Below are 24,385 nucleotides of genomic sequence, written 5' to 3' on the forward strand. Positions count from 1 at the left end.
TACATTTCCCCGCCAAACCCGACACATCGGGGATACGTCCGCCCGGCCATATCCCCGCCGTTGCTGGTTCAGGCCCATCGCCGTCCAGAGCCCGATCAATCGGTTTCAAAGGAAACGATGATGACACTTCTGATCATTGCCTATCTCGGAGGCGCGCTGACGATCCTCAGCCCTTGCATCCTCCCCATCCTCCCCTTCGTCTTCGCCCGCGCCGGGCAGCCCTTCGTCAGAAGCACGCTGCCGATGCTGGCGGGCATGGCCACCACCTTCGCGCTGGTCGCCACACTGGCCGCAGTCGGCGGCAGCTGGGCCATTCGCGCCAACGAATATGGCCGCCTTGCCGCCATTGTCCTGCTTGCGCTCTTTGGCGCCAGTCTGCTTTCGCCGCGTTTCGCAAGCACGCTTGCCCGGCCAGTCGTCGACCTTGGCAACAATCTTATGAACGCCACCGGCGGCGGGCGCGGCACCACGACCGTGAAGAGCGCGCTTCTTCTCGGCGTCGCCACCGGCCTGCTGTGGGCCCCCTGCGCCGGTCCAATCCTCGGCCTCGTGCTGACCGGAGCTGCGTTGCAGGGCGCCAATCTGCAGACGACCTTGCTGCTGATCGCTTATGCCGCTGGTGCTGCAAGTTCGCTTGCGGTTGCCCTGGTTGTCGGCGGCAAGCTCTTTGCCGCGATGAAGCGCTCCCTCGGGTTTGGCGAGCGGATTCGCCAGGTGCTCGGCGCTGCCGTACTGGCGGGCGTCGCCGTCATCGCGCTCGGCCTTGATACCAGCCTGCTCGCCCGGTTCTCCTACGCCAGGACTGCATCGCTGGAACAGGCCGTGCTCGACAGGCTGCATACAAAGCCGCTCAGTGGCCCATCTTCCGAGCTGGCGAGCAACGAGGTGATGATCGCCGCAGCTAACGCGAAGAAGCCCTTTCGTAGCGACCTGCCCGTCGAAGGCCCCGCCCCTTCGCTCGACGGCGCGGTCGAATGGCTGAACTCTGAGCCTCTCACCACGGAACAGCTGCGAGGCAAGGTCGTGCTCGTCGACTTCTGGACCTATTCCTGCATCAACTGCATTCGTACCATCCCCTATGTCAGGGCCTGGGCCGAAAAATATGCGGATCAGGGTCTCGTGGTGATCGGCGTCCACGCCCCGGAATTTGCCTTCGAGAAGAAGATCGACAACGTCAAGAAGTCAATCGGCGACTTCCAGATCGGCTATCCCGTTGCGATCGACAATGACTACAGCATCTGGCGCGCCTTCGAAAACAGCTACTGGCCTGCCGCCTATCTGATCGATGCCAAGGGCCAGATCCGCTACCACCATTTCGGCGAAGGCAATTACAACAGGACCGAAAAGGCCATTCAGGACCTGCTGCGCGAAGCCGGCAGCCAAACGACGGCGAGTGCGCCGGTCGTGCCGGATGCCAAGGGCGTGGAAGCAGGTCCTGATCTCGGCAATATCCGCTCCGGCGAAACCTATCTCGGCTACGAACAGGCGGCGAACTTCGCCTCTCCCGAAGGGCTGCAGGCAGACACGGCGAAAAACTATTCGATCGCCGAACCCGGCCTCAATGGCTGGGGCCTGTCTGGAACCTGGATCGTCGGCCGGGATCAGGCGACGCTTGATCAGCCGGGCGGCGGCATCACCTATCGCTTCAGCGCCCGCGATCTGCATCTCGTTCTTGGGCCTGGCGCCGGCGACAAGCCGATCCGCTTCCAGGTGAAGATCGACGGCGAGGCGCCAGGGCCTGATCACGGGTCAGACGTCGATGCCGATGGCAACGGCACGGTGACCGCGACGAGGCTTTATCAACTCGTCCGCCAGTCCGGCGCGGTCGCCGCCCGCAACTTCGAGATCCGCTTCCTCGATCCCGGCGTGCAGGCTTACGCCTTCACATTCGGCTGAACCTGAAACGCATCACTATCCCAATCATCAACAACGACCCAAAGGAGTGATACCCATGAACAAACGTCTTATTTTCACCGCAGCCCTTGCCTTTGCCACGACCGCCATCGCATTCGCGGCGGAAGCTGCCGCGGTCAAGAACATCGTAATCGTCCACGGCGCGCTGGCCGACGGTTCGGGATGGCGCAAGGCGACTGACATTCTCGAGAAGCGCGGCTTCAACGTCACCATTGTCCAACAGCCCATCACCTCGCTCGACGACGATGTGGCGGCGACCAAGCGCGTTCTCGACCTTCAGGACGGACCGGTCCTGCTCGTCGGCCATAGCTATGGCGGCATGGTCATCACCGAAGCCGGCAACGATCCCACGGTCGCGGGCCTGGTCTATGTCGCGGCATTCCAGCCCGACAAGGGAGAAAGCCTGCTCAGCCTCGCCAGCTCGAAGCCCGCCGGCAGCATGGATATAAAGGAAACGAAGGACGGCAAATATCTCTATCTCGATCCGGGTGCCTTCGCCGCGGATTTCGCAGCCGACCTTCCACGAGCCGAAGCCGACTTCATGGCAAAGTCACAGGTCTTCGCCGCAAAGCAGGCATTCTCCGCCAAGATCGCCCAGCCGGCATGGCGGACCAAGAAAAGCTGGTCGATCGTCGCCACCGAGGATCGCTCCATCAACCCCGAGCTGGAACGTGACATGGCAAAACGTGCCGGCAGCGGCGTGACTGAAATCAAGGCAAGCCACGCCGTCTTCGCATCCCAGCCAGAAAAGGTCGCCGACGCCATTGAAACGGCCGCCAAGCAAGCTGGCGAGTGACCATCTCATCTGACTTCCGGTCACCGATCGGAAGAACAGACGCAAGGACGGAATGCCCCTCCCCACGAATGGGGAGGGGCAACGATATTTACCGGTTGGCAGCCACCGGCCGAACCAGTGCCGTCACGCGGCGGATGGTAACGCGGCGATTTTCCTGTTCGGGGCCCGACGTGTTGACCTTCAGATATTGCTCGCCATAGCCCTGGGTCGCCAAGTTCTCCGGCGGGATGCCGTAGACGTCGGAAAGCACGTTCGCGACCGATTCCGCCCGCTGGTCGGAGAGGACCAGGTTGCTCTGATCGGTTCCGACGGCATCCGTATGACCCTCAATCAGGAAGGTTTCGCTCGGATCCTTTTTCAGCACCTGGCTGATCGCGTCGGCAACCTTGCGCAGGGTGCGCGCCTGCGTCATCGGGATATCGGCGCTGCCGGTCGCGAAGGTGATCGTGTCGAGGTCGATGCGGCGCACCTTGTCGCGGATACGGGCCGAATACTTCACCTCGTCAAGCGAGTAGACACGCTCCACCGGCTCGACGGGCGGCTCGCTCAGGAACTCGTAATAATCCCGGTCCGGGTCACTGCGAGTATCGATGATGTAATCGTTGAGCGGCACGCGCAGCCGCATCGGCGGCAGGTCGGCACCCGGATCTTCGAAATAGTCGCGGTCCGGATCGTCGTAGAGGTCCTGCGAATAATAGAGCACATCTTCGCGTCCACGGGCATCGACGCGCGACCGCTGGATGATGTCGCCGTAGCGGTTACGGATCGTCACGATGCGATAGCCTTCCGGCCGCACGATCGTCTCGCGGTAGCGATCGCCCGACAGCTCCTCGTAGCTCGGCCGTTCGCCGTCGCGCAGGAACCGCCTGTCGTCGTCGCCACGCACGATCGTCCTGTTGTCGTACTGGATGATGACGCGGTTGTCGTCGCGGCTGTCGCTGACCTGCGCGCCGTCAGGACGGACGAATTGCGGTCGCTCGTCAAGCTTCCTGCCCTTCTCGCTGGTCACCGCTTCGAGCTTGACCGGCGCCGGCGCTTTGGCGCCGGTGGCGGCCTGCGCATCCGCATCCGAGGTCGGCATTTTCACCTCCTGGGTCTCGGCGCGCATCTTGTCGCGGTCGCGGCGACCTTCCCGGCCCTTGCTGCGGTCGGCATCCTTGTCGCTGTCGAGCACGGCCGCACCGTTCTCGACCGGCAGCACGACGGTCTCGTTGCTCTTGGCCGGATCCGCGGCAATCTTCTTGCGGCGCTCCAGCTCTTCGGGCGAGACTTTTTCCGGCGCCGGAATGGCCTGCTCCACCTGCTGGCCGCCCTTGGCATCGGGCAGTGGCTGCGCAGTGTCAGTCGCGGGCGCAGCCGGCTGTTCGCCGGCGGGCTGTTGACCGGCAGGCTGTTGACCGGCAGGCTTTGCCGCGGTGCCGTCCTTCGGCTTTTCGGCGGGTGCGGCCTCTGGTACCGCCGCCTTATCTTCGGTCGGCTTGCCTTCGGTCGGCTTGCCTTCGGTTGCCTTATCTTCAGTTGCCTTGCCTTCGGTCGGCTTAGCCGCGGGTACTGCCGTTTCGCCCTTTGCCGGCTTCTTCTCAGCCGGTGCTTCGGCGGCGGGTTTTGCCTCCGGCTTGACTTCGGGTTTGGCCTGCTCCTCGGCCGGCGTCACGGCTTCGGGAGCCGCAGTCTCCGCCTTGCCCTTGCCTTTATCCTTGCCTTGGGCCTTGTCCTGCCCTTTGGCCCGCTTGCCGCCTTCCGGCTTGGCTTCCGGCTGCGCCTGCTCCGTCTCCGGCTGCGCTTCCTTTGCCGCCGGCTGCTGTTCGGGCTGCGGCTGAACCTCCGGCTCGGCCTGCTTCTTCGGCTTTCTCGGCTTCTCCTGCGTTACCGGCTGCTCCTGCTGCGGCGCGGCCTCCGGCTTGGCCTCGGGTTGGGCTTCCTGCTTGGCCTTCCGCTCGGGTTTGCTTTCGGCCTGCGGGGCCGGTTTTTCCTTCGGCGCTTCGGCCTTCGGCGGTTCCGGCTCTGCCTTGGGTTCGGGCGCCGGCGCCTCCTTGCGCTCGGCCTTCGGCTTCTCGGCGGGCGCCTCCTTCGGCTGCTCGGCGGCCGGCGGCTTTTCGGCCGGAGCCTCTTCCTTCTGCTTGCGCTTCTTCTTCAGCAACTCCTCCTCGGAAGGCGCATCCTGAGGCGCATCCTGCGCCACCTCGAAACTGCCTTGTTCGACTTGCCGCACGGCCTGAGCCTGAGTCGCGACGTCGCGCGCGGCGGCCATTGCCGATGCCGGCTGCAGCGCCAGCGAGAGGGATAGCAGCGGGAAGGCTGCGCTCGCAAACAAACTTGATTTCTTGCCCATCGGGTTTCCTCGATCCTGTTTGAGCTTCCTGAAGGCCGACAGGCCCTGCTTCCGCCCCTAGCGTCGCAATGAGGCGGAACGGCGAAGTGGCAATCGCCGAGCCGCCGATTTGTTCCAGTTCTAGGAAGCCGCGGATTAACCTCGCGTGAATGTTGCAGTCTGCCGACGTTCATCTCGCCTGCTATTTGCACCGCCCAATTGCGATGGGATTTGTGTTGCAATTCCATGAAAAAAAGTCTGATTATCGCCGCAAGGCGGTCTCAGCACCGTTGAACTGCGGCCGTCAGCCCAAGAGAAAAAGGAGCGACGGCTACCAACAGAGAGGATCCTCATGCTTAACCCTACCCGTATCTTCGCGGCAGCCTCGATCGCGGCGATGTCCCTTTTTGCCGGATCGGCCATGGCCGATGGCGAGAAATATGTGATCGGCACCGATTCGACCTATCCGCCCTTCGAATTCGTCGACGCCAGCGGCACGATCCAAGGCTTCGACATCGACATCACCAAGGCGCTGTGCGCTGAGATGAAGGCCGAATGCACCTTCGTCAGCACCGACTGGGATGGCATCATCCCGGCGCTCAACGCCAAGAAGTTCGACATGATCGTCTCCTCCATGTCGATCACGCCGGAGCGTCTGAAGCTCGTCGACTTCTCAAACAAGTACTACAACACCCCGCCGGCCATTGCCGTGCCGAAGGATTCGACGATATCGGACGTCGCCGGCCTCAAGGGCAAGGTGATCGGCGCGCAGACCTCCACGACGCACGCCAACTACGCAGAGAAGCATCTCGCCGACACCGAGCTCAAGCTCTACCCGACTGCTGACGAATACAAGCTCGACGTTGCCAGCGGCCGCGTCGACGCCGTCATCGACGACGTCGTCGTTCTTTCCGAATGGGTCAAGTCCGACGCCGGCGCCTGCTGCAAGATTCTGACGACCCTGCCGGTCGACAAGGAAATCAACGGCAACGGCGCAGGTATTGCCATCCGCAAGGGCGACCCGTTGAAGGAAAAGCTGAACACGGCGATCGCTGCGATCCGCGCCAGCGGTGAATACAAGAAGATCCAGGACAAGTACTTCGACTTCGACGTTTACGGCGAATAAGAAAATCGTTATCTGGCGGGTGAAGGTAATGGCGGAAGGCTTGCTCTTCCGCCATTTTTGTTTGACAAAGATGGCAAGATCAAAACGGCAAAAGCCGTGAGGGGAATTCTCGCATGGGCGGATTATTTTCCGCGCTGGGCTCCTTCTGGAGCTGGATTGTGCACATTTTCGATCCGCTGTGCGGACCCGTTGGCATCTTCACTTGGATGGGTCGGTCGACGATCCTTGCCTGTGGCGATACCGGCTGGGGCGACGAGATCGCGCTTGGCCTGCAAGTCACCGTTTCGGTGGCGATCGTCACCCTGCCGATCGGCCTCGCCATCGGCTTCCTGGTAGCGCTCGGCCAGCAGTCGGAGGAAAAGCCGCTGCGGCTGGCGGCCGGCATCTACACGACGATCTTCCGCGGCCTGCCGGAGCTTTTGACGCTCTTCATCATTTACTATGGCATGCAGATGCTGATCCAGTCTCTGCTGAGCTTCGTCGGTTATTATGGGCCGCCGATCGAGATCAACGCCTTCCTCGCCGGCGTCATCGCGCTTTCGGTCGTCTTCTCCGCCTACTGTTCGGAAGTACTGCTATCGGCCTTCCGCGCCATTCCCAAGGGTCAATATGAGGCAGGCGACGCGCTTGGGCTGCATCGCGGCCGTACGCTACGCCTCATCGTCCTGCCGCAACTCGTGCGCATCGCGCTGCCGGGCCTGACGAACCTCTGGATGGTGCTGCTGAAGGACACCTCCTACGTCTCGATCATCAGCCTTGCCGATATCCTGCGCCAGACGAGCGTCGCGGTGCGGGTGACCAAAGAACCCTTCTTTTTCTATGGTCTTGCCTGTTGCCTCTATCTGGTGCTCGCCATCCTCTCCTCTTTTCTGCTCGTCTATGTCGAGCGTTGGGCCAAGCGTTCGGAGATCCGTCGATGAGCTACGCCGAAACGCTGATCCAACCGCAGCCCGCGCCCCGTGCGGTGATGAAGCCGATGACGCCGGCCCGCATGGCCGGCTATATTCTCGTGGCCATCTGGGCTGCGCTGGCAGCACTTCTCGTCATTTCCGTCATCAATGGCTGGGATCCGGAAAAATTCATCCGCTACGGGCCGCGTTACCTCCACGGCCTCGGGGTCACGCTGAGTCTCGTTTTCATTTCCGTCATCTGCGGCGCCATCCTATCGCTGCCGCTTGCCGTGGCGCGCATGTCAAAGAACCGTCTGCTGAATGCGCTGGCCTACGGCTACATCTATTTCTTCCGCGGCACACCGCTGCTTGCCCAGCTGTTCCTGGTCTATTACGGCCTCGGCGTATTCCGGCCGCAGCTTGAGTCCGTCGGCATCTGGTGGTTCTTCCGCGATGCCTGGTATTGTGGCCTCTTTGCCATGACCATCAATACCGCGGCCTACCAGGCGGAAATCCTGCGCGGCGCAATCGAAAGCGTATCGCATGGCCAGCACGAGGCGGCCGCCGCTCTCGGCATCCACAAGTTCATCGCCTTCCGCAAGATCATTTTGCCGCAGGCTCTCATCGTCGCACTTCGCCCTTACGGCAACGAGATCATCCTTTTGATCAAGGGCTCGGCGGTCGTCGCCATCATCACCGTGCTCGACTTGATGGGCGAAACCCGCTATGCCTTCTCCCGCACTTTCGACTACCAGACTTATCTCTGGGCGGCGATCTTCTACCTCACCATCGTCGAGGCATTGCGTCATCTCTGGGCCTGGTTCGAGCGCCGCCTGACCCGGCATCTGAAGCGCTGATGCGTGACGCCGAAAACTGTGTCGCGGCTTTGGGACAACGGCATTCATCAAACAAGAGCCAATTGGCAGCACTCTCGGAACGCTGCTGCCAAGCCATTGATATTAAAAATAAATTGTCATTTTACGAAGTATCTGCAAAGCTTCCGTTAACCACTCGCATGTTTCCATATCATCTAGCGCTAATAAGCGCGCGAGTGGGAACAAGAAGAATTGGAATACGATGCACAAGGACATGGAAAAACAACTGAAGGGCTATGGTCTGACGACCGCCCAGATCCTCTATCATCTGCCGGACCACCCAGTGATCCTGCAGACCTATGTCTGGCAGGATTACGACCTCGCCCCCGACTTTCCCGAAATGCGCGGCTTCCTGAAATTCTGGGAAGAGAAGCTGGACGGGCCACTGCATTCGGTGCGCTACATCCACCGCAAGCTGATCTCGCCAACCGAGTGGCGGGCACTGAAGGGCGAGTTCATCCTGCACTGATCGGCTCTAGAGCATAATGCCGAAAGTGTGAACGGTTCGGGCGATATGTTCCGACCGCGTCAGACATGCGCCTCGCCATGGCCGAATTCGCCTTCGTCGCGATCCCGGCGAAGCGCGAAACCGAGAATGCCGAGATAGAAGGCGACGACGATGGCAATGACCGCAAGGCCGGGAACCGGCCCGAGTGCGGCATTGTCGATGACGTAGCTCCATGACTGCGCCTGCAACGCCGGCATGCCTTCCGTCTGCAGTTTCGGCGTCGAGATCTTCAGGCACCAGGCGAGCAACAGGATGAAATACATCCAGCCGTAATTGCGTTTGAGCCGGCGGTGCATCGCCTCTTGATAGCTGAGCAGGAAGCGCGGCTTGCGCAGGCTGCTGGCGACCACAACCGCCCATTCGCTGCCGGCATTGGCGTCGGGCGCCAGGATTTGCGCGAAATAGCAGCGCTCGATCTGGCGAATGCGGGCGCGATAGATATCGAAGAAGCGGTAGCGCCGCGCCTCGATCATCAGAAGCAGGGTCACCAGCATCATCCCGAACAGCAGCACCCCGTGATGCGAGGTCGGCGTCGACAGCGACACCGAGAGGAGTGCGGCGACCACGGTGATCGCCCAGTTGGACGTCCGGTCGATGCGGTCGCGCCAGCTCGTCATCCGCCCGAGTTCACCGCGGTAATAATGGCTGAGCGTGTTGGTGATCTCGCCTGGTGTACTAGGCAGCAGGAATGCCCGGCCGGCCTCTCCTTCCCTTGCCGATGATGTCCTCTCTGGCTCCGTTTTCATGGCCTTTCCTCCCTTGGTCGTCTTTTCGGCCATTCTGCGCCCGCAATCGCGCCATTGCAAAACATCGAAAGCCGTCTTAGACGCATGCCTGAAACAAAAGGACGGCCTGAAACAAAAGGACGACGGACTGCGATGGCAAAGAAGATCGACGAAGAAGCTCTTGGCGAGGCCTATAACCGCGCGCTGGCGCTGGAAAAGGCCGGCGATGTCGATGCCGCCGTTGCAGCCTATCAGGAAGTCCTGGCAATCGATCCCGACGATCACGGCGGTGCGGCCGTGCGCATTGCCGCGATGGGCCGCGGCGAAACGCCGGTCAAAGCGCCCGACGCCTATGTCGAGACCTTGTTCGACCAGCATGCCGAGGTTTTCGAGGACGTGCTGGTCGAGCAGCTCGGCTATCATGTGCCGATGCTGGTGCGCCAGCGCCTGCAGGCGCTGCAGCTTGGACCGTTCAAGCGGCTGCTCGATCTCGGCTGCGGCACGGGCCTCACCGGCGGCGCGCTGCGCGACCTCTGCGCCGATATGACCGGCATCGACATATCGGAGAAGATGGTCGAGATCGCCCATGAGAAGGATCTCTACGAGACGCTCTTCGTCGCCGAGGTCGAAGATTTCCTCGACGACAACGACGAGGAAGCCTTCGACATCATCGCCGCCACCGATGTGCTGCCCTATCTCGGCGCGCTCGAACCGCTGTTCTTCGGCGCCGCCGAGAACCTGACGCCGGGCGGATTGTTGATCTTCTCCTCGGAAACCCTGCCCGAGGAAATACTCGCCGGCCGCGCCTATATGGTCGGCCCGCACCAGCGCTTCGCCCATGCCGACGCCTATGTGAGAGAACGCCTGACGGCCACGGGTTTCGAACTCGTCGAAATATCGGATATCAACGTGCGCATGGAAGACGGCCAGCCGACACCCGGCCATCTGGTGATCGCCCGGTATATTGGCTGACGGAATACTTTCGCGGTTGGCGAAGTATCTGTTGCGCGATGGTTCACAAGCTGATAGTTAGTCGATTGGTAAAGTTTTCCGCAATGATAGGAAAGGTCGCCGCATGTCGCTCGTGCTTTATGGGCATCCGCTCGCCTCCTTCTGCCACAAAGTGCTGATCGCGCTTTATGAAAACGGCACCCCCTTCGAAAATCGCATCGTCGATCTTTCCGACGAAGGCTCGCGCGCCGATCTCTTCCGCTTCTGGCCGATCGGCAAGATGCCGCTGCTGCGGGACGAGGCGCGCGACAGCACCATTCCCGAGACATCGATTATCATCGAATATCTCGAGCAATATTATCCCGGCCCCGTTCGCCTGCTGCCGCCGGAGATCGACCGGGCGCTGCAGGTCCGTCTCTGGGACCGCTTCTTCGATCTCTATGTCCAGACACCTATGCAGACGCTGGTCAGTAACCACATGCGCCCAGAGGGCACGGCCGACGAACGCGAGGTTGAGGCCGCCAAGGCAACGCTTGCCACCGCTTACTCAATGATCGAAAAGCAACTCGCCGATAAGCCGTGGATATCGGGCGACGGCTTCACCATGGCCGATTGCGCTGCAGCCCCAGCGCTCTTCTATGCCGAGACGCTGATGCCCTTCACTTCGGAGCAGCCGAACCTTCATGCTTATTACGATCGGCTGCTCGCCCGGCCATCCTTTCGACGGGTGCTGGAAGAGGCACGCCCCTACTTCAAATTCTATCCCTATAAGGAAAGGCTTCCGGCGCGCTTTCGGGATGCAGCGGGATGATCGAGAGCCAGACTAATCTCGACCGCATGTTCCACGCGCTCTCCGACCGCAGCCGCCGCGGTATGATCGACCGGCTCGGTCGCGGCCCCGCCTCCGTCACCGAACTGGCGGCGCCGCTTGCCGTTGCCCTGCCGACGGTGCTGAAACATCTGCAGGTGTTGGAGGAAAGCGGTCTTGTCCTTTCCGAAAAGGCCGGTCGCGTGCGCACCTACCGCCTGCAGCAGGACGCGCTTGCCGCCGTGGAGCGCTGGGTGGAGCAGCGGAAGATCCAATGGACGACCACCTTCGACAGGCTGGACCACTTTCTCGCCAATGAAACGGAGAGCCTTCCCGAATGACGACACGATCCGCCGAACACGTAACTCTGGTCATCGAACGTCTCCTCAAGGCGCCGATTTCCCGCGCTTTCCGCGCCTGGTCAACACCGGAATCCAAACGGCAATGGTTCGCCTGCCATGGCGAATGGGTGCCGCTGGACTACGAGCTCGATTTCCGCCCCGGTGGCACGGAACGGAACTACGTCGCCGATACTGACGGCCTTCTTCACGCCTATGATGCCCATTACATCGATATCGTGCCTGATGCCCGCATCATCTATGCCTATGAGATGAAGCTTGGGGAAAGCCGCATCTCCGCATCGCTCACAACCGTCGCCTTTGAAGCCGAACCCGGCGGCACGAAAATGGTCTTCACCGAACAGGTGGTCTTCCTCGACGGCTACGCTGACAACGGCGCTCGCCTCCAGGGCACCGAAATCGGCCTCGACAATCTGCAACTCTTCCTCGAGCGCGAGGAAAGCCCGATCCACTGACACATGTCGCCAAATCAAGTTCGGTGCGACGCGTTTCAGGCGATATTGCCAAACTCAAGCGCTGCTAGGTTTTTTTCGGGCGCCGGCGGGGCGAGCGGCAACCCGCGTTGATGTGTTGAGTGTGGCGGCGGCGCGAACGAGCGCCTTCAATGCCTGCTCGTTGATCTCATCGCCCTCATGGAAATCGATGGCGCGCCTGGTATTGCCGTCAAGGCTGGAGTTGAAGAGGCCTGAAGGGTCCTCCAGCGATGCGCCCTTGGCGAAGGTCAGCTTCACCACGCTTTTGTAGGTCTCGCCGGTGCAGATGATGCCGGCATGCTCCCACACCGGAACGCCTCTCCACTTCCATTCCTCGATCACGTCGGGCTCGGCCTGCCGGATCAGAGTTCGGACCCGGGCGAGCGTCTCGCCTCGCCAATCACTCAACTCCTCGATTCTCGCGTCGATCAAACGAGAAGGAGAGTCTCCGTCTTTCTCTTCGCTGGTGCCGCTCTTCTTCATGGTTGCCATGGCTTTCTTCATCAATATCGCTCCTCCATCCCTTAAGTGCTGATGACCTATAGCGCCGTGCGTCATTTTGGACGCACAAAGGACGCTCTAACGCTTTAAATCGACGCATCCGCTTACATTCGTTCACCGGGCAATTGGCTGGCTTGCTCCACCCAGGCGGCGAGCTGAGCCTCGTCGAGTTGGTCTTCCTCATGGATGTGGAAGTAACGCACTTCCTTTTGCTTCGACTCGCCGGGCGGGATGGGACTGAGCGACGTGCCACGAAAGAAAGCGAGTTTGATGTATTTCGCGAAGCAATGGACACCGAGGAACCAGCCCTGCCCTTCCATGCCATAGAGCGGCGAGTTCCATTTCACGGCCTTATACACCCCCGGCACCGTGCGCGTGATGAGCGCATCGAGGCGATGCCCGATGTCGCTTTTCCAGCCCGGCATGGCGGCGATGTAGGCTTGCACGGGAGCGTCGCCGTAGCCCTTGGCGATCTGAGGGTTGCCGCCCGAGAGAAGGGTCGGCCCAGCGGTATTAGGCGTGGCAGCTGTCTTCTTCGTAAACTTCGCTGCGGTCTTGGATGTCTTCCCGGACATTGCCTTCACTCTTACCCTCCGCTGCGTCCCGCGCTGCGCCACTTGGTGGCATACGGCAGCGCGAACAAGTAGAGACCAGTGAGCAGGAGCAAGGTCAGCGGCAGCAGCGCCATGATCCCCACCCAGACGGATGATTTCTCCTGCACCATCGCGATGATATTAATTATGACGGCTAGCGTAAAGGCAATGGACAGCCAACGGTGGATCTGCCGAAGCCGGTTATTCCAATTCAACGGAGCCTCCTGCGAAAACGAGACGAAGCGGATGGCGTGATCCGTTTGGGCGCGGCCTCACTCTACTCGCGCCAGGACCTGCTCGAGATTTGCAAAGAACCGCTCCCACCCGCTCCTGGCGCCTCCGTAGGCCTGCCGCTGATCCGGTCGGAAGCCCGACTGCTCCATACGCAGCTGCGTGCCCGCGCTTGTGGGCGTGAGAGTCCAGGTGACGACGCTCGCGAGATCATAGGCAGCCCAGGTGTAAGATAGGGTTTTGTTCGGCTCGACTTCCAGGACCTGGCAATCGACAGAGCCCCAATCCGCGCTCAGCTTGAAACGGTGTTCCACGACCGGCACGAAGTCGTTCTTCATCAGCCAGTCCGCGATCAGATGTGGCTGGGTGAGCGCGCGCCAGATCTTTTCCGGCGGAAAGGGGATTTCTCGTTCGACGACGACGGAACGAGTCTCGGTGGATATTTCGGTCATTGGTCCATCCTTTTCAGTAGATCTTCCAGCTGGTCAAATCGATTTTGCCAAAAGCCGGCCATCTCACTTGTCCAGTCGACCAGCGGCGCCAGCGCACCGAGCTGCGCGCTGTAATGCGTCTGGCGACCTTCGTGACGATCACGCACCAATCCGGCCTGTTTCAGGATTCCGAGATGTTTTGAGACGACCGGTTGCGAGACCCCGGCCCGAGCCGTCAGAGCCCCGACCGTCTTTTCTCCTTCGCGGCACAGCCGTTCGAAAAGACCCCTCCGGGTCGGATCGGCGAGCGTCCTGAAGAGCACGTCTTGGGTGTCCGACATCTATGATCAATACCCCGTTGGCTATGGATTTACGTATAGCCATGGAGGTATGAGTGTGTCAAGCCGGACGCAAAACAACTTGAGCAAAATAGTATTGCTGAATCTGGTGCGCGTAGCAGAGGTGGTGAATTTCACATACCCAAGCGGCTATACATTTTCGCCATCGGGCATGCATGCTCGCGCGGACACGCCTCGCCTATGCCGAGGCATGTAGCGTCGCCAATAGCCTTGGGATCAACCGCCGCTGTCGGTGCCGAGGATCGCGGCAAGCAGTCGGCCCTCCAGCTCGGCAAGGCCAGGATGGCCGTGCCGGCGCGGATGCGGATAGGGAATGGGAAGATCGAGTGCGATCCGCCCGTCGTCGAGCACGATGACCCGGTCGGCCAGATGCACCGCCTCGCTGACATCATGGGTGACGAGCACGGCGGTGAAGCCGAGTTCGCGCCAGACACGGTTGATGAGTTCCTGCATGCTGATCCGCGTCAGCGCATCGAGCGCGCCGAGCGGTTCGTCGAGCGCCAGCACGCCCGGCCGGCTCACCAGCGCCCGCGCCAGTGCCACGCGCTGCCGCTGCCCGCCGGAAAGCCGCGCCGGCCACTCCCCGGTCTTTTCGCCGAGCTGGACTTCGGCAAGCACGTTCTCCGCCGCCTTCGCCGCAGCCCGGTTGTCGATGCCGTCTCCGAGCCCGACAACGACATTGTCAGCGACGCTGAGCCAAGGCAGCAGCCGCGGCTCCTGGAAGACGATGCGCGCGTTCGGTCTCGCCTGCGCGCCATCGGCATCCTCGAAATGCAACGCGCCGGCACTCGGCTCGTCGAGGCCCATCAGGATGCGCAGCAGCGTGCTCTTGCCGCAGCCACTCTCGCCGATCACGGCGACGAACTGGCCGGCCGGAATATGCAGATTGACGCCGCGCAGCACGCGGTTGGCCCCAAAACTCTTTTCAAGCCCCGTCAGGCTAATCGCCGCGGGCGCACTACGACCGGCCGCGGGTGCGCTTTCGCGCGCATAAGCTGGCTCTTCGGCGACGGCGTGAAAACGCTCATGCGCGATCGATGTCATGGCGTCTCTCCTATTTCTGATAGACCGGGTTCCAGGCGAGCAGCCGCCTCTCCAGAACCCGGGCGATGACATCTGCAAGCTTGCCGAGCACGGCATAGATGACGAGGGCGAGCACGACGACGTCAGTCATCATGAATTCGCGGGCATTGTTGGCCATGTGGCCGATGCCTGAGGATGCTGCGATCGATTCCGATACGATCAGCGTCAGCCACATAATGCCGAGCGCATATCTCAGGCCGACGAAGATCGACGGCAGCGCGCCTGGAAAGATCACCTTGCGGAAGAGCGTCCAGTTGCCCATGCCATAGACCTTGCCCATCTCGATCAGATCGCGATCGACATTGCGCACGCCGTGATAGGTGTTGAGGTAAACGGGGAAGAGCACGCCGAGCGAGGTGAGAAACAGCTTCGATTCTTCGCCGATCCCGAACCACAGGATGACGAGCGGGATCATTGCCAGGTGCGGAATGGTGCGCAGCATCTGCAGCGTCGTATCGGTCAGTTGCTCGGAAATGCGCGACACGCCATTGGCGATACCGAGCAGGAAGCCGATCGAACCGCCGACGAGAAGGCCGGCAAAGGCGCGGCCGGCGCTCACCAGCACGTCATTCGGCAACTGGCCGGAAACCGTCGTCGACCAGAAGGCGAGGCCGACATCCGCCGGAGACGGCATGATGCGCGACGAGATCCAGCCGGCCGAGGAGGCAAGCTGCCAGAACGCCACGATCGCCACCGGCACCACATAGGGCGTCAACTTCTCCAGGCCGGGCAGTGGCAGGCGGAACCCCGCCTTCCCGGCCTTTTCGGAGGTGACCGACCGTACGAACGGAGTATCGAAAGTCGACATGCATTGTCCTCGCGCTTATCGGGAGAAGGATGCCGCAAGCCCTAAGCGGCTTGCGACGGCGTCACGCTCTGCGTCTTCGTTCGAGATCAGGAGCCGGAGACGACTTTCAGATTGCCGCCATGGCTTCCGCCTGCGAAGACTTGCTTGCGGCCGAACTCGTTGTTGAAACCCAGACGCTGCTGGTTGCGGGTAATGCCGAGCTCGGGGAAAAGCAGCTCGGCGACGCGATAGGCCTCTTCGAGATGCGGATAGCCGGAGCCGATCACCGTATCGATGCCGATCTCCTGATACTCGCGAAGGCGCGCAGCCACCGTCTTCGGCGATCCCACAAGCGCCGTGCCCGCACCGGCACGCACCAGGCCGACACCGGCCCAGAGGTTCGGCGAGACTTCGAGCTTGTCGCGGCGCCCGCCATGAAGGGCGGCCATGCGCTTCTGGCCGACCGAGTCGGACTCCTGGACGAAGCGCTCCTGCGCCTCGCGGATCGTATCGTCGTCGAGATGGCGGATCAGCCGCTCGGCCGCCTCCCATGCCTCATCATCGGTTTCGCGCACGATGAAGTGCAGACGAATACCGAAGCTCACCTCGCGGCCGCGTTCGCCGGCGGCTTTGCGCACGTAGGCGATCTTCTCGGCAACCTGTGCCGGCGGCTCGCCCCAGGTCAGGTACTTGTCGACACGGCCGACGGAGAAATCGATGCCGGCATCCGACGAACCGCCGAAATAGAGCGGCGGGCGCGGGTTCTGCACCGAGGGAAAGCCGAGACGCGCATTGGTCGCCTTGATGTATTTGCCGTCGAAGCTTGCCGTTCCCTTTTCCAGCAGTTCCTCAAAGACGGTGAAGAACTCTTCGGCATGGGCGTAGCGCTCGTCATGCTCGAGATGGATGCCATCGCCGGCGAGCTCCGCCGGGCTGCCGCCGACGACGATGTTGAGCAGCAGCCGGCCATTGGAGATACGATCGAGCGTCGTTGCAAGACGCGCGTAATAGGCAGGCGACGCCGTGCCGGGGCGGATTGCCACCAGGAACTGCAGCTTCTCGGTCTTGGCGGCAAGGGCTGCCGCCGTCACGAAGGACTCCTCGCAGGCAACCCCGGTCGGCAGCAGCACGCCGGAATAGCCGAGCCGGTCGACGGCCTGGGCGATCTGCGTGAGGTAACCGATTTCCGGCGCGCGGTTGAGCTCGGAGGAGCCGAGATAGGTGCCGTCGCCCGATGTCGGGATGAACCAGAGGAAATTGATGGGCTCAGATGTGCCTGTTTGGGAGGTGGTGGTCATGGAAGACGGTCCTTTAGCTACGGAATTCGCGGTCGAGATGGCTCTCTGCACGTGACGACGCACAGACCGTCTGCCCGCATAACGCCGCCGCACGGATGCTTGGGAGGATCATGGTGGTGGTAGCGGAGGCTGTAGTAAGGCCGGCTGTCTGTCTGTGCGTGAGCATCTGAAATGTCCCTGTCGATCGGATGGCGGCTGGCCGATACTTTTCGGTGTCCGCTCCGATCGAGAGGATACTGACATAGACAAGTAATTAGATCGACAATATCAATTTGCTATTGTAATTCGTTTTGGAGAATATTTTTCCGGTTCAGCGGCATGCAGGCCCTCTCCATGCCGCCTCGCGGAAATCTTGGCACCGGGCGGAAAATCAGCTCGTCTTGGGACGCCAGACGATATCGCCGGTTACGAGCTTCTTCGCAAGGATGCCGAGCCCATGGAATTCGTCTGCGAGGGCCTGCTGATAGGCGGCGGCGGCATCGGTGATGGTCGAGACGCTGCCGAGATCGGCGCCCTTGCGCGTCAATGTCACGCGCGTCGTGTCGGCCGGCACGCCGGTAATTTCGGAAAGCTCCTTGACCGTTTCGTTGAGATTGCTCTGTGCCGACTTCCCGACCTTGGCAAGCTCATCGATCACGTCGACGACCACTTGCCCGTTGGCATCGGTGAAATCGCGATTGGCAAGGAAGAAGCTATAGGAATCGACAATTCCTTCAGCGGTCGTCAGGATACGTGTCTCCGGATCAGCTTCGGCAATCGCCAGATAAGGATCCCAGATCGACCAGGCGTCGATGCTGCCATTCTTGAACGCAGCGGCGGCATCCGGCGGCGAAAGATCGAGCTGCTCGACATCTTCGGGCTTCAGGCCTGCCTTGCGCAAAACCTTCACGGTTACATTATGCGCGCTGGAGCCGCGCTTGAAAGCGACCTTTTTACCCTTGAGGTCTTCAAGCGTCTTGATGGACGAATCCTTGGGCACGAGGATAGCCGAGGCTGCCGGGCTGCCCGTGTAGAGACCGACATAATAGAGCTGCCCGCCGGCCTGGGCAAAGAGCGGCGGCACATCGCCGGTCGCGCCGAAATCGAGAGCGCCGGCGCCCAGCGCTTCGAGAAGCGGCGGGCCGGAGGTGAATTCCGACCAGCTGACGGTGATGCCGTGATCGGCAAGCCGCTTTTCAAGTGCGCTGCGACGCTTGGCGAGCGCCAGCACGCCGTTCTTCTGCCAGCCGATTCGGAATTCGCTGGCGGCAGCGCGTGCCGGCCGGACAGCCGGCAGGATTGCCGTGGCCGCAGCGGCTGCGAAAAGCCCGAGCGTTTGTCGACGTGAAATCATGACTTTCCCCTTTTTTTGGTGCCGGGCCTGTTTTCGGCTGGTCGACCCTGTCAGTGATGAATGCCATGATGATGAAATCTATCGACAACTTTATTTGCAAGATTCCGCCCTAGCTGGAATTTTGCGGCCCGGAAATCGCCCTTGAGCGGAATTTTTTCGCGCGTCCCCTATACTGCCGACTATCCCGGCTCAATCCCGACCTTCCGCGGCCAGCCGCTCGTGGATGAAGGTGGGGCCGCCGGCAAGACGCTTCGCAAGCAGCTTGCGGGATCGACCATGCGCCAATAGGGCGTAACCGTCGAAACCGGCTCGCCCTTCTCCAGCGCGCCGAAGGACAGCTCGGCGATCGCACGCAAATGCCGCTGCACGGTCACCGGACAACAGGCGTCCGCCCCATATTGAGCGGCGAGACGGCGGCGGAGGAGGCTGACTTCGGTGAGGACACCTTCCGGTGCCGATCGAATCTGCTTTGCGACCATCTGCTGCGATGGAATAAGCATCGCCTGCATTCCGTTGCGGCCTTTGCGCCGCGGCTTGATCGTCGGAATTTCGCTCATGTCACCCCGGAACATAATGCCTTCCCTCCAATCTAAGGCTCGGGCCGAACGGTAGCCAGCCTCATATGCGTCAATCGCAAGGAAGTCCGTCTTCACGGGCTTTTCTGCTCCCGCCGTTTCGGTTAATCCTCGGGCCTGCAGTTGAGGAAAAGGATAGGACATATGGCAAAAGTCGCGTTCATCGGTCTCGGCGTCATGGGTTTCCCCATGGCGGGGCATTTGAAGACGAAAGGCGGCCACGATGTCACCGTCTATAACCGCACGCCGGCAAAAGCCGCCGCCTGGGCCGAGAAATTCTCCGGCAAATCGGCCCCTACTCCGGCCGAGGCCGCCGCTGGCGCCGATTTCGTCTTCGTCTGCGTCGGCAACGATGAAGATCTCCGATCGGTGACATTGGGCGAGAACGGCGCCTTACACGGCATGAAGCCCGGTTCGGTGCTGGTCGACAACACCACCGCCAGCGCTGAAGTCGCCCGCGAACTTTATGCCGCGGCAAAGGAAAAAGGTGTCGATTTCATCGACGCACCCGTCTCCGGCGGCCAGGCCGGCGCTGAAAACGGCGTCCTGACCGTCATGTGCGGCGGCGACGAGGTCGTCTTCGAACGCGCCAGGCCTGTCATCGAAGCCTATGCCCGCATGGTCGGTCTGATGGGGCCGGCAGGCTCGGGCCAGTTGACCAAGATGGTCAACCAGATCTGCATCGCCGGCCTCGTCCAGGGACTTGCCGAAGCGCTGCATTTCGGCAAGCGCGCCGGCCTCGATATAGAAAAGGTGGTCGAGGTGATCTCCAAGGGTGCAGCCGGCTCCTGGCAGATGGAAAACCGCCACAAGACCATGAACGCAGGCAAATACGACTTCGGCTTCGCGGTCGACTGGATGCGCAAGGATCTCGGCATCGTGCTCACCGAAGCCCGCCGCAACGGCGCCAAACTGCCGGTCACCGCCGTCGTCGACCAGTTCTATGGCGACGTGCAGGCAATGGGCGGCAATCGCTGGGATACATCCTCGCTGCTTGCCCGCCTGGAGAAATGATCGGCCCCTCCTCCGATGCGGCCGAATTGATCGCGCATCTCGAAAGGCTGCGCTCGGAGGAGGATGTTGCCGGCATGGCGCGCTTCGGCATCGTCACCGATCGCGCCCTCGGTATCTCCAATCCCGATATCAGGGCGGTCGCCAGACAGGCGAGGAAGGATCACGTCAGGGCAATGCAGCTCTGGAGAAGCGATATTCGCGAAGCCCGCCTGCTCGCCCTCTACACAGCCGAGCCGAAGCGGTTGACGACGGAAGAAGCCCAAAATTGGGCCGATGATTTCAACTCCTGGGAGATCGTCGATTGCGCCGCCGATCTCTTCGTCGATGCCCGGTTGGACGAACTCATCTGGGAATTCGCTGCCGACGAGCGCGAATTCGTCCGACGCACAGCCTTCGCCATGATTGCCGGCGGTGCCGTCCACCGGAAAAAGGACCCCGACGCCACCATTCTTGCCTGGCTGCCGCTGATCAAGGCTCATTCCGGCGACCCCCGAAACTTCGTGCGCAAAGCGGTGAATTGGGCGCTACGCAATGTCGGCAAGCGCAACCTGGCCTGCCATGCGCCGGCGCTGGCACTCGCAAGGGCCCTGACGGAAAGCCCCGATAGAACCGCCCGCTGGATCGGCAAGGATGCCGTCCGGGAGCTGGCTGGCGAAAAGCTGCTGGCGCGCTTGAGATAAGGCGGATGTCGGCGCCCAAAGCATGTCGCGCAAAACTGTGCAGCCGTTGCGACAACAAAATGCGGAAAATAAAGCCCCAAAGCGCGCAAGGAGCGATTCTGAAAGATTGCGACGCGCTTCAGGCTGAAGCCGCTCGCCTCTTCGTCAATGCTGTCTGGATTTTTCGACCAGGAAATCGATCAGCACCCGCACCGCCGGCGGCATGCCCTTGGCAGTCGTAAAAACGATGTAGAACTGGCTCTCCTCCGACTGCCATTCCGGCAGCACCCGCACCAGCTTGCCAGCCTGGAGATCGGCCTCGCAGGCGCTTTCGAGCAGAAGCCCGAAGCCGAGACCGGCCCGGGCCGCGTCGAGGATGGCGGTCATGCTGCGGCAGGTGAGCCGCGGCTGATGACGAATTACCTGTTTGGCGTCATTCGGACCGACCAGTTCCCAGGTGTGGAACGACACCCATGACGTCATTGCCAGCGTCGGAAGGTCGACGAGCTCGTCAACGCAATTCAAACTGCCGGTACGCTCGACGAGCGAGGGACTTGCGACCAGGATACGTCGCGCCCGGTCGAGCTTGCGCATCGTCAGGCTCGTCTGCGTCTCCGGCTCGTTGGTCGCCCTCACCTCGAGATCGATCCGCTCGTTGATGAGGTCGGCGCGCCGGTCGGAGCCGATGATCTGCAGCTTGATCTTCGGGTAACGTTCCAGGAATTCAGGCAGGATGCCCCCGACCGAGATGTCGACGAGAGCGAGCGGGCACCCCATCCGCACCACGCCTTGCGGATCGGATTGGGCCTCGGTGACGATCGACTTGGCGCGGTCGGCCTCCTGCAGGATGGTCTGGCATCTTTCGTAAAAAGCTTGGCCGATCTCTGTCACCCGGAAGTGACGCGTCGAGCGTTCTATAAGCCTTGCGCCAAGCCCATCCTCGAGACGGCTGACCCGCCTGCTGAGTTTCGAACGTGGTATTTTGAGATCGCGACTTGCAGAAGCGAAACCGCCGCTGGAGACGACAGCGGCGAAATAATAGTAATCGTTGAGATCGTCCATAAGAACAAGCTATTCGAGAGTAAGAATGAATGCCAGCCCCCAGCAAGGGTTGTATCCTCTCTCCCAAAAAGCTGTAATCACATTATCGGCATTGGACTTTCTTGTCACGGCCCGTTGCCGCAAAGCCAGCCAATCCAGACGAAGACGGCCGTCCGCACGGCAATATCTCGGCCGATCCAGCTCGCTTGAAAAATCGAAAACGGGGATGCCTCAATAAACGAGGCTAACAAAATGCCGATGCGATAAGCAACGTACCTTTCGGCTCACCTGAAAGACAATCCTGAAAGACTGCGCGTCAAAAACGCTGCAAGGACGGTCCGGCAGGGAAGACCGGACCCGTCCCCGTAGCTGATCGGAGGTCACTCGGATCAGAAACTGATTTAACTGCTCCCGGTCCGAGGACCGGGAGCATATCCACCAAGTGGATTAGAACGAACGCTGCAGACGGAAGTAGCCCGTCGTGGAGTCGTCACCATCATCCGGATCGAGGTACTGAACCGAAGCCTTGGCGTAGAAGTTGTCGACGATCTGGTAATCAACCGTCAGACCGACCTTCCAGGCATCGCCGAGACCGTCGAAGTCATCCGGAACGACCTTGGAGCCGCCGAAGTAGTTGCCGTAGTACTGAACGGCCGGCGTGATCTTCAGCTTGTCGGTTGCCTTGATTGCGTATTCGGCAGCAACAGCCCATTCAGCCGAGGAGTAGTAGGAGTTCGGGCCGGAAGAGTATACGCCGGCGAGGCCGAGCGTGCCGGGGCCGATGTCAACCGTACCCATTGCGCGGATTGCGCCATCTTCGTTGTCGAAGTCCCAGCCGCCAGTGACCTGGTAGCTGAATGCGCCGGCAGTGCCGCCAACGCCGAAGGCAACGCCAACGTTGTTAGCTTCTTCGCCGGCTTTGTAAACGCCGTCTTCCAGTTCGTCGACGCTGAGGCCGGCGTAGAAGGTGCCGCTTTCGTACTGGTAACGCATCGAGTTGTGCAGCGTTACGACCGAGCCGATGTCGTCGGTTTCGCCAGAGAGACCATCGTCCCACCAGCTGTAGAACAGACCGGCGCGGAAGCCCGCGACGTCGAGGTAAGCGGAGTCGAGGATGGCATCCTGATCGGTGGCATTGTCAGCATTGAACTGCATGACGATGACGCCGGTCAGCGGACCATACTCGGTGTCGCTCTTGGCCGTGAACTGAACCTGACCGCGGGTGACGGCATCCCAGTCCGAATCGCCGCCGACATCTTCGCCGACGTTAACCTGGAAACGGATGTAGCCTTCGATCTTGAGGCAGGTTTCGGTGCCCGGGATGTAGAAGTAGCCGGTACCGTAAGCGTCGCAGACGCGAACATATTCAACCGGTTCCGGCTCAGCAGCAACGATAGCGTCAGCTGCAAGAACCGGCGTCGATGCAGCAAATGCTGCTGCTGATGCAAGCAAAACCATTCTGATGTTCATTTACCAATCCATTCCTTTGTCGATCGGGGCTGGCTTCAGATCGGGTAGTCGATTTGAAGCCGGCCCAGTTTGAACAGCCATCTCGGCGTGCGGATCGATCGAACCGCCAAACCGTCTTCACATACAAGGCTCTATCAAGCAATTCTCGATGTACGCCAGATGGGTTCTCACAGGCTACTTTCCCCGGCAACGTGATTTTTATACAACAATTTCAAATATTAGGCGAAAAACACGCCAAACGGCCCCGCGACGGAAATCTTCCATCGCAAGCCGCACACGCTATACCCCATTGTCAAATTCTCCACCGTCCGACCCCGTCGAACATACTGGTGAAGCGCATAAACTCTACCGTCGGCTAACAAGCACAAACAAGGTGGCGGTTTAGATCATGGTGTTCTGAATTCGATACCAATGAGACAAAATTATGACATATCGCCCACTGGTTTCATCGACCATAACCCCAGAATCCTTACCAGGCTATTCATTTTTCCAGGAATTTGGTTCGATTTGAGCGTTTTTTCGCTATTTTTGAGGCTTTTTTTCAGTCGAGGGACCGCACATGCCTAAGCCCGGCCACGCCAACTGGCATTCCTACGTGCAGCTTGGATGTCACAAGTCGCCTCTAACGGGCATATCCGAGGTCGCAGACTCACGCCTGGCATGAGGCCGCGCTGGACTTTGCAGTGTCGCGTGCGGTCACGGCCGCACGCTTGGCCTCAATCCTCGTTGGATTTGGCATTATCGAGAATCATGTAGTCGAGCGGCAGCTGCGTCGAATACTTGATCTGCTCCATCGCAAAGGCGGAGGAAACGTCGCGAATCTCGATCTTGGCGATCATCCGCTTATAAAAGGCGTCATAGGCGGCAATATCGGGCACGACGACTCGCAAGAGATAATCGACATCGCCACTCATCCGGTAGAATTCGACCACTTCGGGGAATTCGGCGACCACCTCGGAAAAGCGGCGCAGCCATTCGATCGAATGGGTGGCAGTGCGAATCGACACGAAGACGGTGACCTTGGTATTGACCTTTTCCGGATCGAGGATGGCGACTCGGCGCTTGATGACGCCGTCTTCTTCCATCTTCTGGATGCGCCGCCAGCATGGCGTCGTCGAGAGACCCACTTTCTTGGCAAGATCGGCAACGGCAAGCGTCGAATCTTCTTGCAGAAGACGCAGTATTTTTCGGTCGAGGCGGTCCATGCGCACAACAGTCCTTTCGAATTATTTTCTTTGTATAACTCGATTCCGCGCAACTAAAAGAATTTTGTT

General features: G+C 60.7%; 26 protein-coding genes and 1 pseudogene. 12 read left to right on the forward strand and 15 right to left on the reverse strand.

Annotated elements, in window-relative coordinates:
• Positions 1 to 120: 120 nt before the first annotated feature.
• Together ACIPSK_RS10770 and ACIPSK_RS10775 are read left to right on the forward strand one after the other, a co-directional pair.
• Complete coding sequence (locus ACIPSK_RS10770) at positions 121 to 1,896, forward strand: cytochrome c biogenesis protein DipZ (RefSeq protein WP_162117723.1); 1,776 nt, start codon at positions 121 to 123, stop codon at positions 1,894 to 1,896.
• Positions 1,897 to 1,951: 55 nt separating this feature from the next.
• Complete coding sequence (locus ACIPSK_RS10775) at positions 1,952 to 2,710, forward strand: alpha/beta fold hydrolase (protein ID WP_162117722.1); 759 nt, start codon at positions 1,952 to 1,954, stop codon at positions 2,708 to 2,710.
• An 88-nt stretch (positions 2,711 to 2,798) separates the two neighbouring features.
• Here the strand turns inward: ACIPSK_RS10775 and ACIPSK_RS10780 are convergent, their stop codons facing one another.
• A complete protein-coding gene (locus ACIPSK_RS10780; protein WP_222279328.1) occupies positions 2,799 to 5,042 on the reverse strand; it encodes an OmpA family protein in 2,244 nt (747 codons plus the stop codon).
• Positions 5,043 to 5,373: 331 nt separating this feature from the next.
• Between ACIPSK_RS10780 and ACIPSK_RS10785 the strand changes: the two genes are divergently transcribed.
• From ACIPSK_RS10785 to ACIPSK_RS10800, 4 genes are all read left to right on the forward strand, one after another.
• Positions 5,374 to 6,147, forward strand: a complete 774-nt coding sequence (locus ACIPSK_RS10785) for a transporter substrate-binding domain-containing protein (RefSeq protein ID WP_162117720.1) — start codon at positions 5,374 to 5,376, stop codon at positions 6,145 to 6,147.
• Positions 6,148 to 6,260: 113 nt separating this feature from the next.
• Complete coding sequence (locus ACIPSK_RS10790; protein ID WP_162117719.1) at positions 6,261 to 7,067, forward strand: ABC transporter permease; 807 nt, start codon at positions 6,261 to 6,263, stop codon at positions 7,065 to 7,067.
• Entirely contained in the window at positions 7,064 to 7,894 is an 831-nt protein-coding gene (locus ACIPSK_RS10795; protein WP_162117718.1) for an ABC transporter permease, read from the forward strand. Before ACIPSK_RS10790 ends, ACIPSK_RS10795 begins: the two co-directional genes overlap by 4 nt.
• A gap of 220 nt (positions 7,895 to 8,114) precedes the next feature.
• Positions 8,115 to 8,381, forward strand: coding sequence for an usg protein (locus ACIPSK_RS10800; RefSeq protein ID WP_017964607.1), 267 nt, complete (start codon positions 8,115 to 8,117; stop codon positions 8,379 to 8,381).
• A 59-nt stretch (positions 8,382 to 8,440) separates the two neighbouring features.
• Here the strand turns inward: ACIPSK_RS10800 and ACIPSK_RS10805 are convergent, their stop codons facing one another.
• Entirely contained in the window at positions 8,441 to 9,166 is a 726-nt protein-coding gene (locus ACIPSK_RS10805; RefSeq protein WP_162117717.1) for a DUF2270 domain-containing protein, read from the reverse strand.
• A 132-nt stretch (positions 9,167 to 9,298) separates the two neighbouring features.
• On the opposite strand from ACIPSK_RS10805, the gene ACIPSK_RS10810 reads away from it, so the two are divergent.
• The 4 genes from ACIPSK_RS10810 to ACIPSK_RS10825 all read left to right on the forward strand — a co-directional run bounded on the left by ACIPSK_RS10810 (position 9,299) and on the right by ACIPSK_RS10825 (position 11,718).
• Complete coding sequence (locus tag ACIPSK_RS10810; protein WP_162117716.1) at positions 9,299 to 10,117, forward strand: class I SAM-dependent DNA methyltransferase; 819 nt, start codon at positions 9,299 to 9,301, stop codon at positions 10,115 to 10,117.
• Between the two features lie 103 nt (positions 10,118 to 10,220).
• On the forward strand, positions 10,221 to 10,907 hold the full coding sequence (locus ACIPSK_RS10815; protein ID WP_162117715.1) for a glutathione S-transferase family protein: 687 nt from the start codon (positions 10,221 to 10,223) through the stop codon (positions 10,905 to 10,907).
• Positions 10,904 to 11,245, forward strand: a complete 342-nt coding sequence (locus ACIPSK_RS10820) for an ArsR/SmtB family transcription factor (protein ID WP_162117714.1) — start codon at positions 10,904 to 10,906, stop codon at positions 11,243 to 11,245. Before ACIPSK_RS10815 ends, ACIPSK_RS10820 begins: the two co-directional genes overlap by 4 nt.
• Positions 11,242 to 11,718, forward strand: coding sequence for an SRPBCC family protein (locus ACIPSK_RS10825; RefSeq protein ID WP_162117713.1), 477 nt, complete (start codon positions 11,242 to 11,244; stop codon positions 11,716 to 11,718). The genes ACIPSK_RS10820 and ACIPSK_RS10825 overlap by 4 nt, the downstream gene beginning before the upstream one ends.
• 54 nt (positions 11,719 to 11,772) lie before the next feature.
• Here ACIPSK_RS10825 and ACIPSK_RS10830 read toward each other — a convergent pair whose 3' ends face one another.
• The 10 genes and pseudogenes from ACIPSK_RS10830 to ACIPSK_RS10875 all read right to left on the reverse strand — a co-directional run bounded on the left by ACIPSK_RS10830 (position 11,773) and on the right by ACIPSK_RS10875 (position 18,909).
• The gene (locus tag ACIPSK_RS10830; protein WP_162117712.1) at positions 11,773 to 12,240 is read right to left on the reverse strand and encodes a DUF1801 domain-containing protein; all 468 of its coding nucleotides are present in this window, start codon (positions 12,238 to 12,240) and stop codon (positions 11,773 to 11,775) included.
• Between the two features lie 101 nt (positions 12,241 to 12,341).
• Entirely contained in the window at positions 12,342 to 12,812 is a 471-nt protein-coding gene (locus ACIPSK_RS10835) for a DUF1801 domain-containing protein (RefSeq protein ID WP_162117711.1), read from the reverse strand.
• Positions 12,813 to 12,823: 11 nt separating this feature from the next.
• Positions 12,824 to 13,045, reverse strand: a complete 222-nt coding sequence (locus tag ACIPSK_RS10840; protein WP_162117710.1) for a hypothetical protein — start codon at positions 13,043 to 13,045, stop codon at positions 12,824 to 12,826.
• Positions 13,046 to 13,102: 57 nt separating this feature from the next.
• Positions 13,103 to 13,513, reverse strand: coding sequence for an SRPBCC family protein (locus ACIPSK_RS10845; protein ID WP_162117709.1), 411 nt, complete (start codon positions 13,511 to 13,513; stop codon positions 13,103 to 13,105).
• Entirely contained in the window at positions 13,510 to 13,833 is a 324-nt protein-coding gene (locus ACIPSK_RS10850) for an ArsR/SmtB family transcription factor (protein WP_017964617.1), read from the reverse strand. Before ACIPSK_RS10850 ends, ACIPSK_RS10845 begins: the two co-directional genes overlap by 4 nt.
• A gap of 234 nt (positions 13,834 to 14,067) precedes the next feature.
• Complete coding sequence (locus ACIPSK_RS10855; RefSeq protein WP_162117708.1) at positions 14,068 to 14,895, reverse strand: ATP-binding cassette domain-containing protein; 828 nt, start codon at positions 14,893 to 14,895, stop codon at positions 14,068 to 14,070.
• A gap of 10 nt (positions 14,896 to 14,905) precedes the next feature.
• Positions 14,906 to 15,742, reverse strand: a complete 837-nt coding sequence (gene ssuC / locus ACIPSK_RS10860; protein WP_162117707.1) for an aliphatic sulfonate ABC transporter permease SsuC — start codon at positions 15,740 to 15,742, stop codon at positions 14,906 to 14,908.
• 86 nt (positions 15,743 to 15,828) lie between these two features.
• Complete coding sequence (gene ssuD / locus ACIPSK_RS10865; RefSeq protein ID WP_162117706.1) at positions 15,829 to 17,019, reverse strand: FMNH2-dependent alkanesulfonate monooxygenase; 1,191 nt, start codon at positions 17,017 to 17,019, stop codon at positions 15,829 to 15,831.
• Positions 17,020 to 17,389: 370 nt separating this feature from the next.
• Positions 17,390 to 18,352, reverse strand: coding sequence for an aliphatic sulfonate ABC transporter substrate-binding protein (locus tag ACIPSK_RS10870; protein ID WP_162117705.1), 963 nt, complete (start codon positions 18,350 to 18,352; stop codon positions 17,390 to 17,392).
• 189 nt (positions 18,353 to 18,541) lie between these two features.
• Positions 18,542 to 18,909 (reverse strand): annotated as a pseudogene (locus ACIPSK_RS10875) (hypothetical protein).
• Between the two features lie 162 nt (positions 18,910 to 19,071).
• Here ACIPSK_RS10875 and ACIPSK_RS10880 point away from each other — a divergent pair.
• Both ACIPSK_RS10880 and ACIPSK_RS10885 read left to right on the forward strand, forming a co-directional pair.
• Positions 19,072 to 19,941, forward strand: a complete 870-nt coding sequence (locus ACIPSK_RS10880; RefSeq protein ID WP_162117704.1) for an NAD(P)-dependent oxidoreductase — start codon at positions 19,072 to 19,074, stop codon at positions 19,939 to 19,941.
• Positions 19,938 to 20,621, forward strand: a complete 684-nt coding sequence (locus ACIPSK_RS10885; protein ID WP_162117703.1) for a DNA alkylation repair protein — start codon at positions 19,938 to 19,940, stop codon at positions 20,619 to 20,621. The genes ACIPSK_RS10880 and ACIPSK_RS10885 overlap by 4 nt, the downstream gene beginning before the upstream one ends.
• A 144-nt stretch (positions 20,622 to 20,765) precedes the next feature.
• On the opposite strand, the gene ACIPSK_RS10890 is transcribed toward ACIPSK_RS10885, so the two are convergent.
• The 3 genes from ACIPSK_RS10890 to ACIPSK_RS10900 all read right to left on the reverse strand — a co-directional run bounded on the left by ACIPSK_RS10890 (position 20,766) and on the right by ACIPSK_RS10900 (position 24,316).
• Positions 20,766 to 21,662 carry a LysR substrate-binding domain-containing protein gene (locus tag ACIPSK_RS10890; RefSeq protein ID WP_162117702.1) on the reverse strand — a complete coding sequence of 299 codons (897 nt, stop codon included), beginning with the start codon at positions 21,660 to 21,662 and terminating at the stop codon, positions 20,766 to 20,768.
• A gap of 426 nt (positions 21,663 to 22,088) precedes the next feature.
• Positions 22,089 to 23,111, reverse strand: a complete 1,023-nt coding sequence (locus ACIPSK_RS10895; RefSeq protein WP_017964625.1) for a porin — start codon at positions 23,109 to 23,111, stop codon at positions 22,089 to 22,091.
• A gap of 716 nt (positions 23,112 to 23,827) precedes the next feature.
• On the reverse strand, positions 23,828 to 24,316 hold the full coding sequence (locus ACIPSK_RS10900; protein ID WP_003540387.1) for an Lrp/AsnC family transcriptional regulator: 489 nt from the start codon (positions 24,314 to 24,316) through the stop codon (positions 23,828 to 23,830).
• Positions 24,317 to 24,385 lie beyond the last annotated feature (69 nt).

This window comes from Rhizobium sp. LARHSG275, from assembly GCF_052871115.1.

Excerpts from the sequence above, each read along its gene's own strand:
- ACIPSK_RS10815 (WP_162117715.1), top strand. The coding sequence starts at position 10,221 with ATGTCGCTCGTGCTTTATGGGCATCCGCTCGCCTCCTTCTGCCACAAA.
- ACIPSK_RS10900 (WP_003540387.1), bottom strand. The coding sequence starts at position 24,316 with ATGGACCGCCTCGACCGAAAAATACTGCGTCTTCTGCAAGAAGATTCG.
- ACIPSK_RS10895 (WP_017964625.1), bottom strand. The coding sequence starts at position 23,111 with ATGAACATCAGAATGGTTTTGCTTGCATCAGCAGCAGCATTTGCTGCA.
- ACIPSK_RS10825 (WP_162117713.1), top strand. The coding sequence starts at position 11,242 with ATGACGACACGATCCGCCGAACACGTAACTCTGGTCATCGAACGTCTC.
- ACIPSK_RS10885 (WP_162117703.1), top strand. The coding sequence starts at position 19,938 with ATGATCGGCCCCTCCTCCGATGCGGCCGAATTGATCGCGCATCTCGAA.
- ACIPSK_RS10775 (WP_162117722.1), top strand. The coding sequence starts at position 1,952 with ATGAACAAACGTCTTATTTTCACCGCAGCCCTTGCCTTTGCCACGACC.
- ssuC (WP_162117707.1), bottom strand. The coding sequence starts at position 15,742 with ATGTCGACTTTCGATACTCCGTTCGTACGGTCGGTCACCTCCGAAAAG.
- ACIPSK_RS10795 (WP_162117718.1), top strand. The coding sequence starts at position 7,064 with ATGAGCTACGCCGAAACGCTGATCCAACCGCAGCCCGCGCCCCGTGCG.
- ACIPSK_RS10770 (WP_162117723.1), top strand. The coding sequence starts at position 121 with ATGACACTTCTGATCATTGCCTATCTCGGAGGCGCGCTGACGATCCTC.
- ACIPSK_RS10805 (WP_162117717.1), bottom strand. The coding sequence starts at position 9,166 with ATGAAAACGGAGCCAGAGAGGACATCATCGGCAAGGGAAGGAGAGGCC.
- ACIPSK_RS10835 (WP_162117711.1), bottom strand. The coding sequence starts at position 12,812 with ATGTCCGGGAAGACATCCAAGACCGCAGCGAAGTTTACGAAGAAGACA.
- ACIPSK_RS10855 (WP_162117708.1), bottom strand. The coding sequence starts at position 14,895 with ATGACATCGATCGCGCATGAGCGTTTTCACGCCGTCGCCGAAGAGCCA.
- ACIPSK_RS10820 (WP_162117714.1), top strand. The coding sequence starts at position 10,904 with ATGATCGAGAGCCAGACTAATCTCGACCGCATGTTCCACGCGCTCTCC.
- ACIPSK_RS10790 (WP_162117719.1), top strand. The coding sequence starts at position 6,261 with ATGGGCGGATTATTTTCCGCGCTGGGCTCCTTCTGGAGCTGGATTGTG.
- ACIPSK_RS10830 (WP_162117712.1), bottom strand. The coding sequence starts at position 12,240 with ATGAAGAAAGCCATGGCAACCATGAAGAAGAGCGGCACCAGCGAAGAG.
- ACIPSK_RS10845 (WP_162117709.1), bottom strand. The coding sequence starts at position 13,513 with ATGACCGAAATATCCACCGAGACTCGTTCCGTCGTCGTCGAACGAGAA.
- ssuD (WP_162117706.1), bottom strand. The coding sequence starts at position 17,019 with ATGACCACCACCTCCCAAACAGGCACATCTGAGCCCATCAATTTCCTC.
- ACIPSK_RS10785 (WP_162117720.1), top strand. The coding sequence starts at position 5,374 with ATGCTTAACCCTACCCGTATCTTCGCGGCAGCCTCGATCGCGGCGATG.
- ACIPSK_RS10870 (WP_162117705.1), bottom strand. The coding sequence starts at position 18,352 with ATGATTTCACGTCGACAAACGCTCGGGCTTTTCGCAGCCGCTGCGGCC.
- ACIPSK_RS10850 (WP_017964617.1), bottom strand. The coding sequence starts at position 13,833 with ATGTCGGACACCCAAGACGTGCTCTTCAGGACGCTCGCCGATCCGACC.
- ACIPSK_RS10890 (WP_162117702.1), bottom strand. The coding sequence starts at position 21,662 with ATGGACGATCTCAACGATTACTATTATTTCGCCGCTGTCGTCTCCAGC.
- ACIPSK_RS10880 (WP_162117704.1), top strand. The coding sequence starts at position 19,072 with ATGGCAAAAGTCGCGTTCATCGGTCTCGGCGTCATGGGTTTCCCCATG.
- ACIPSK_RS10800 (WP_017964607.1), top strand. The coding sequence starts at position 8,115 with ATGCACAAGGACATGGAAAAACAACTGAAGGGCTATGGTCTGACGACC.
- ACIPSK_RS10780 (WP_222279328.1), bottom strand. The coding sequence starts at position 5,042 with ATGGGCAAGAAATCAAGTTTGTTTGCGAGCGCAGCCTTCCCGCTGCTA.
- ACIPSK_RS10810 (WP_162117716.1), top strand. The coding sequence starts at position 9,299 with ATGGCAAAGAAGATCGACGAAGAAGCTCTTGGCGAGGCCTATAACCGC.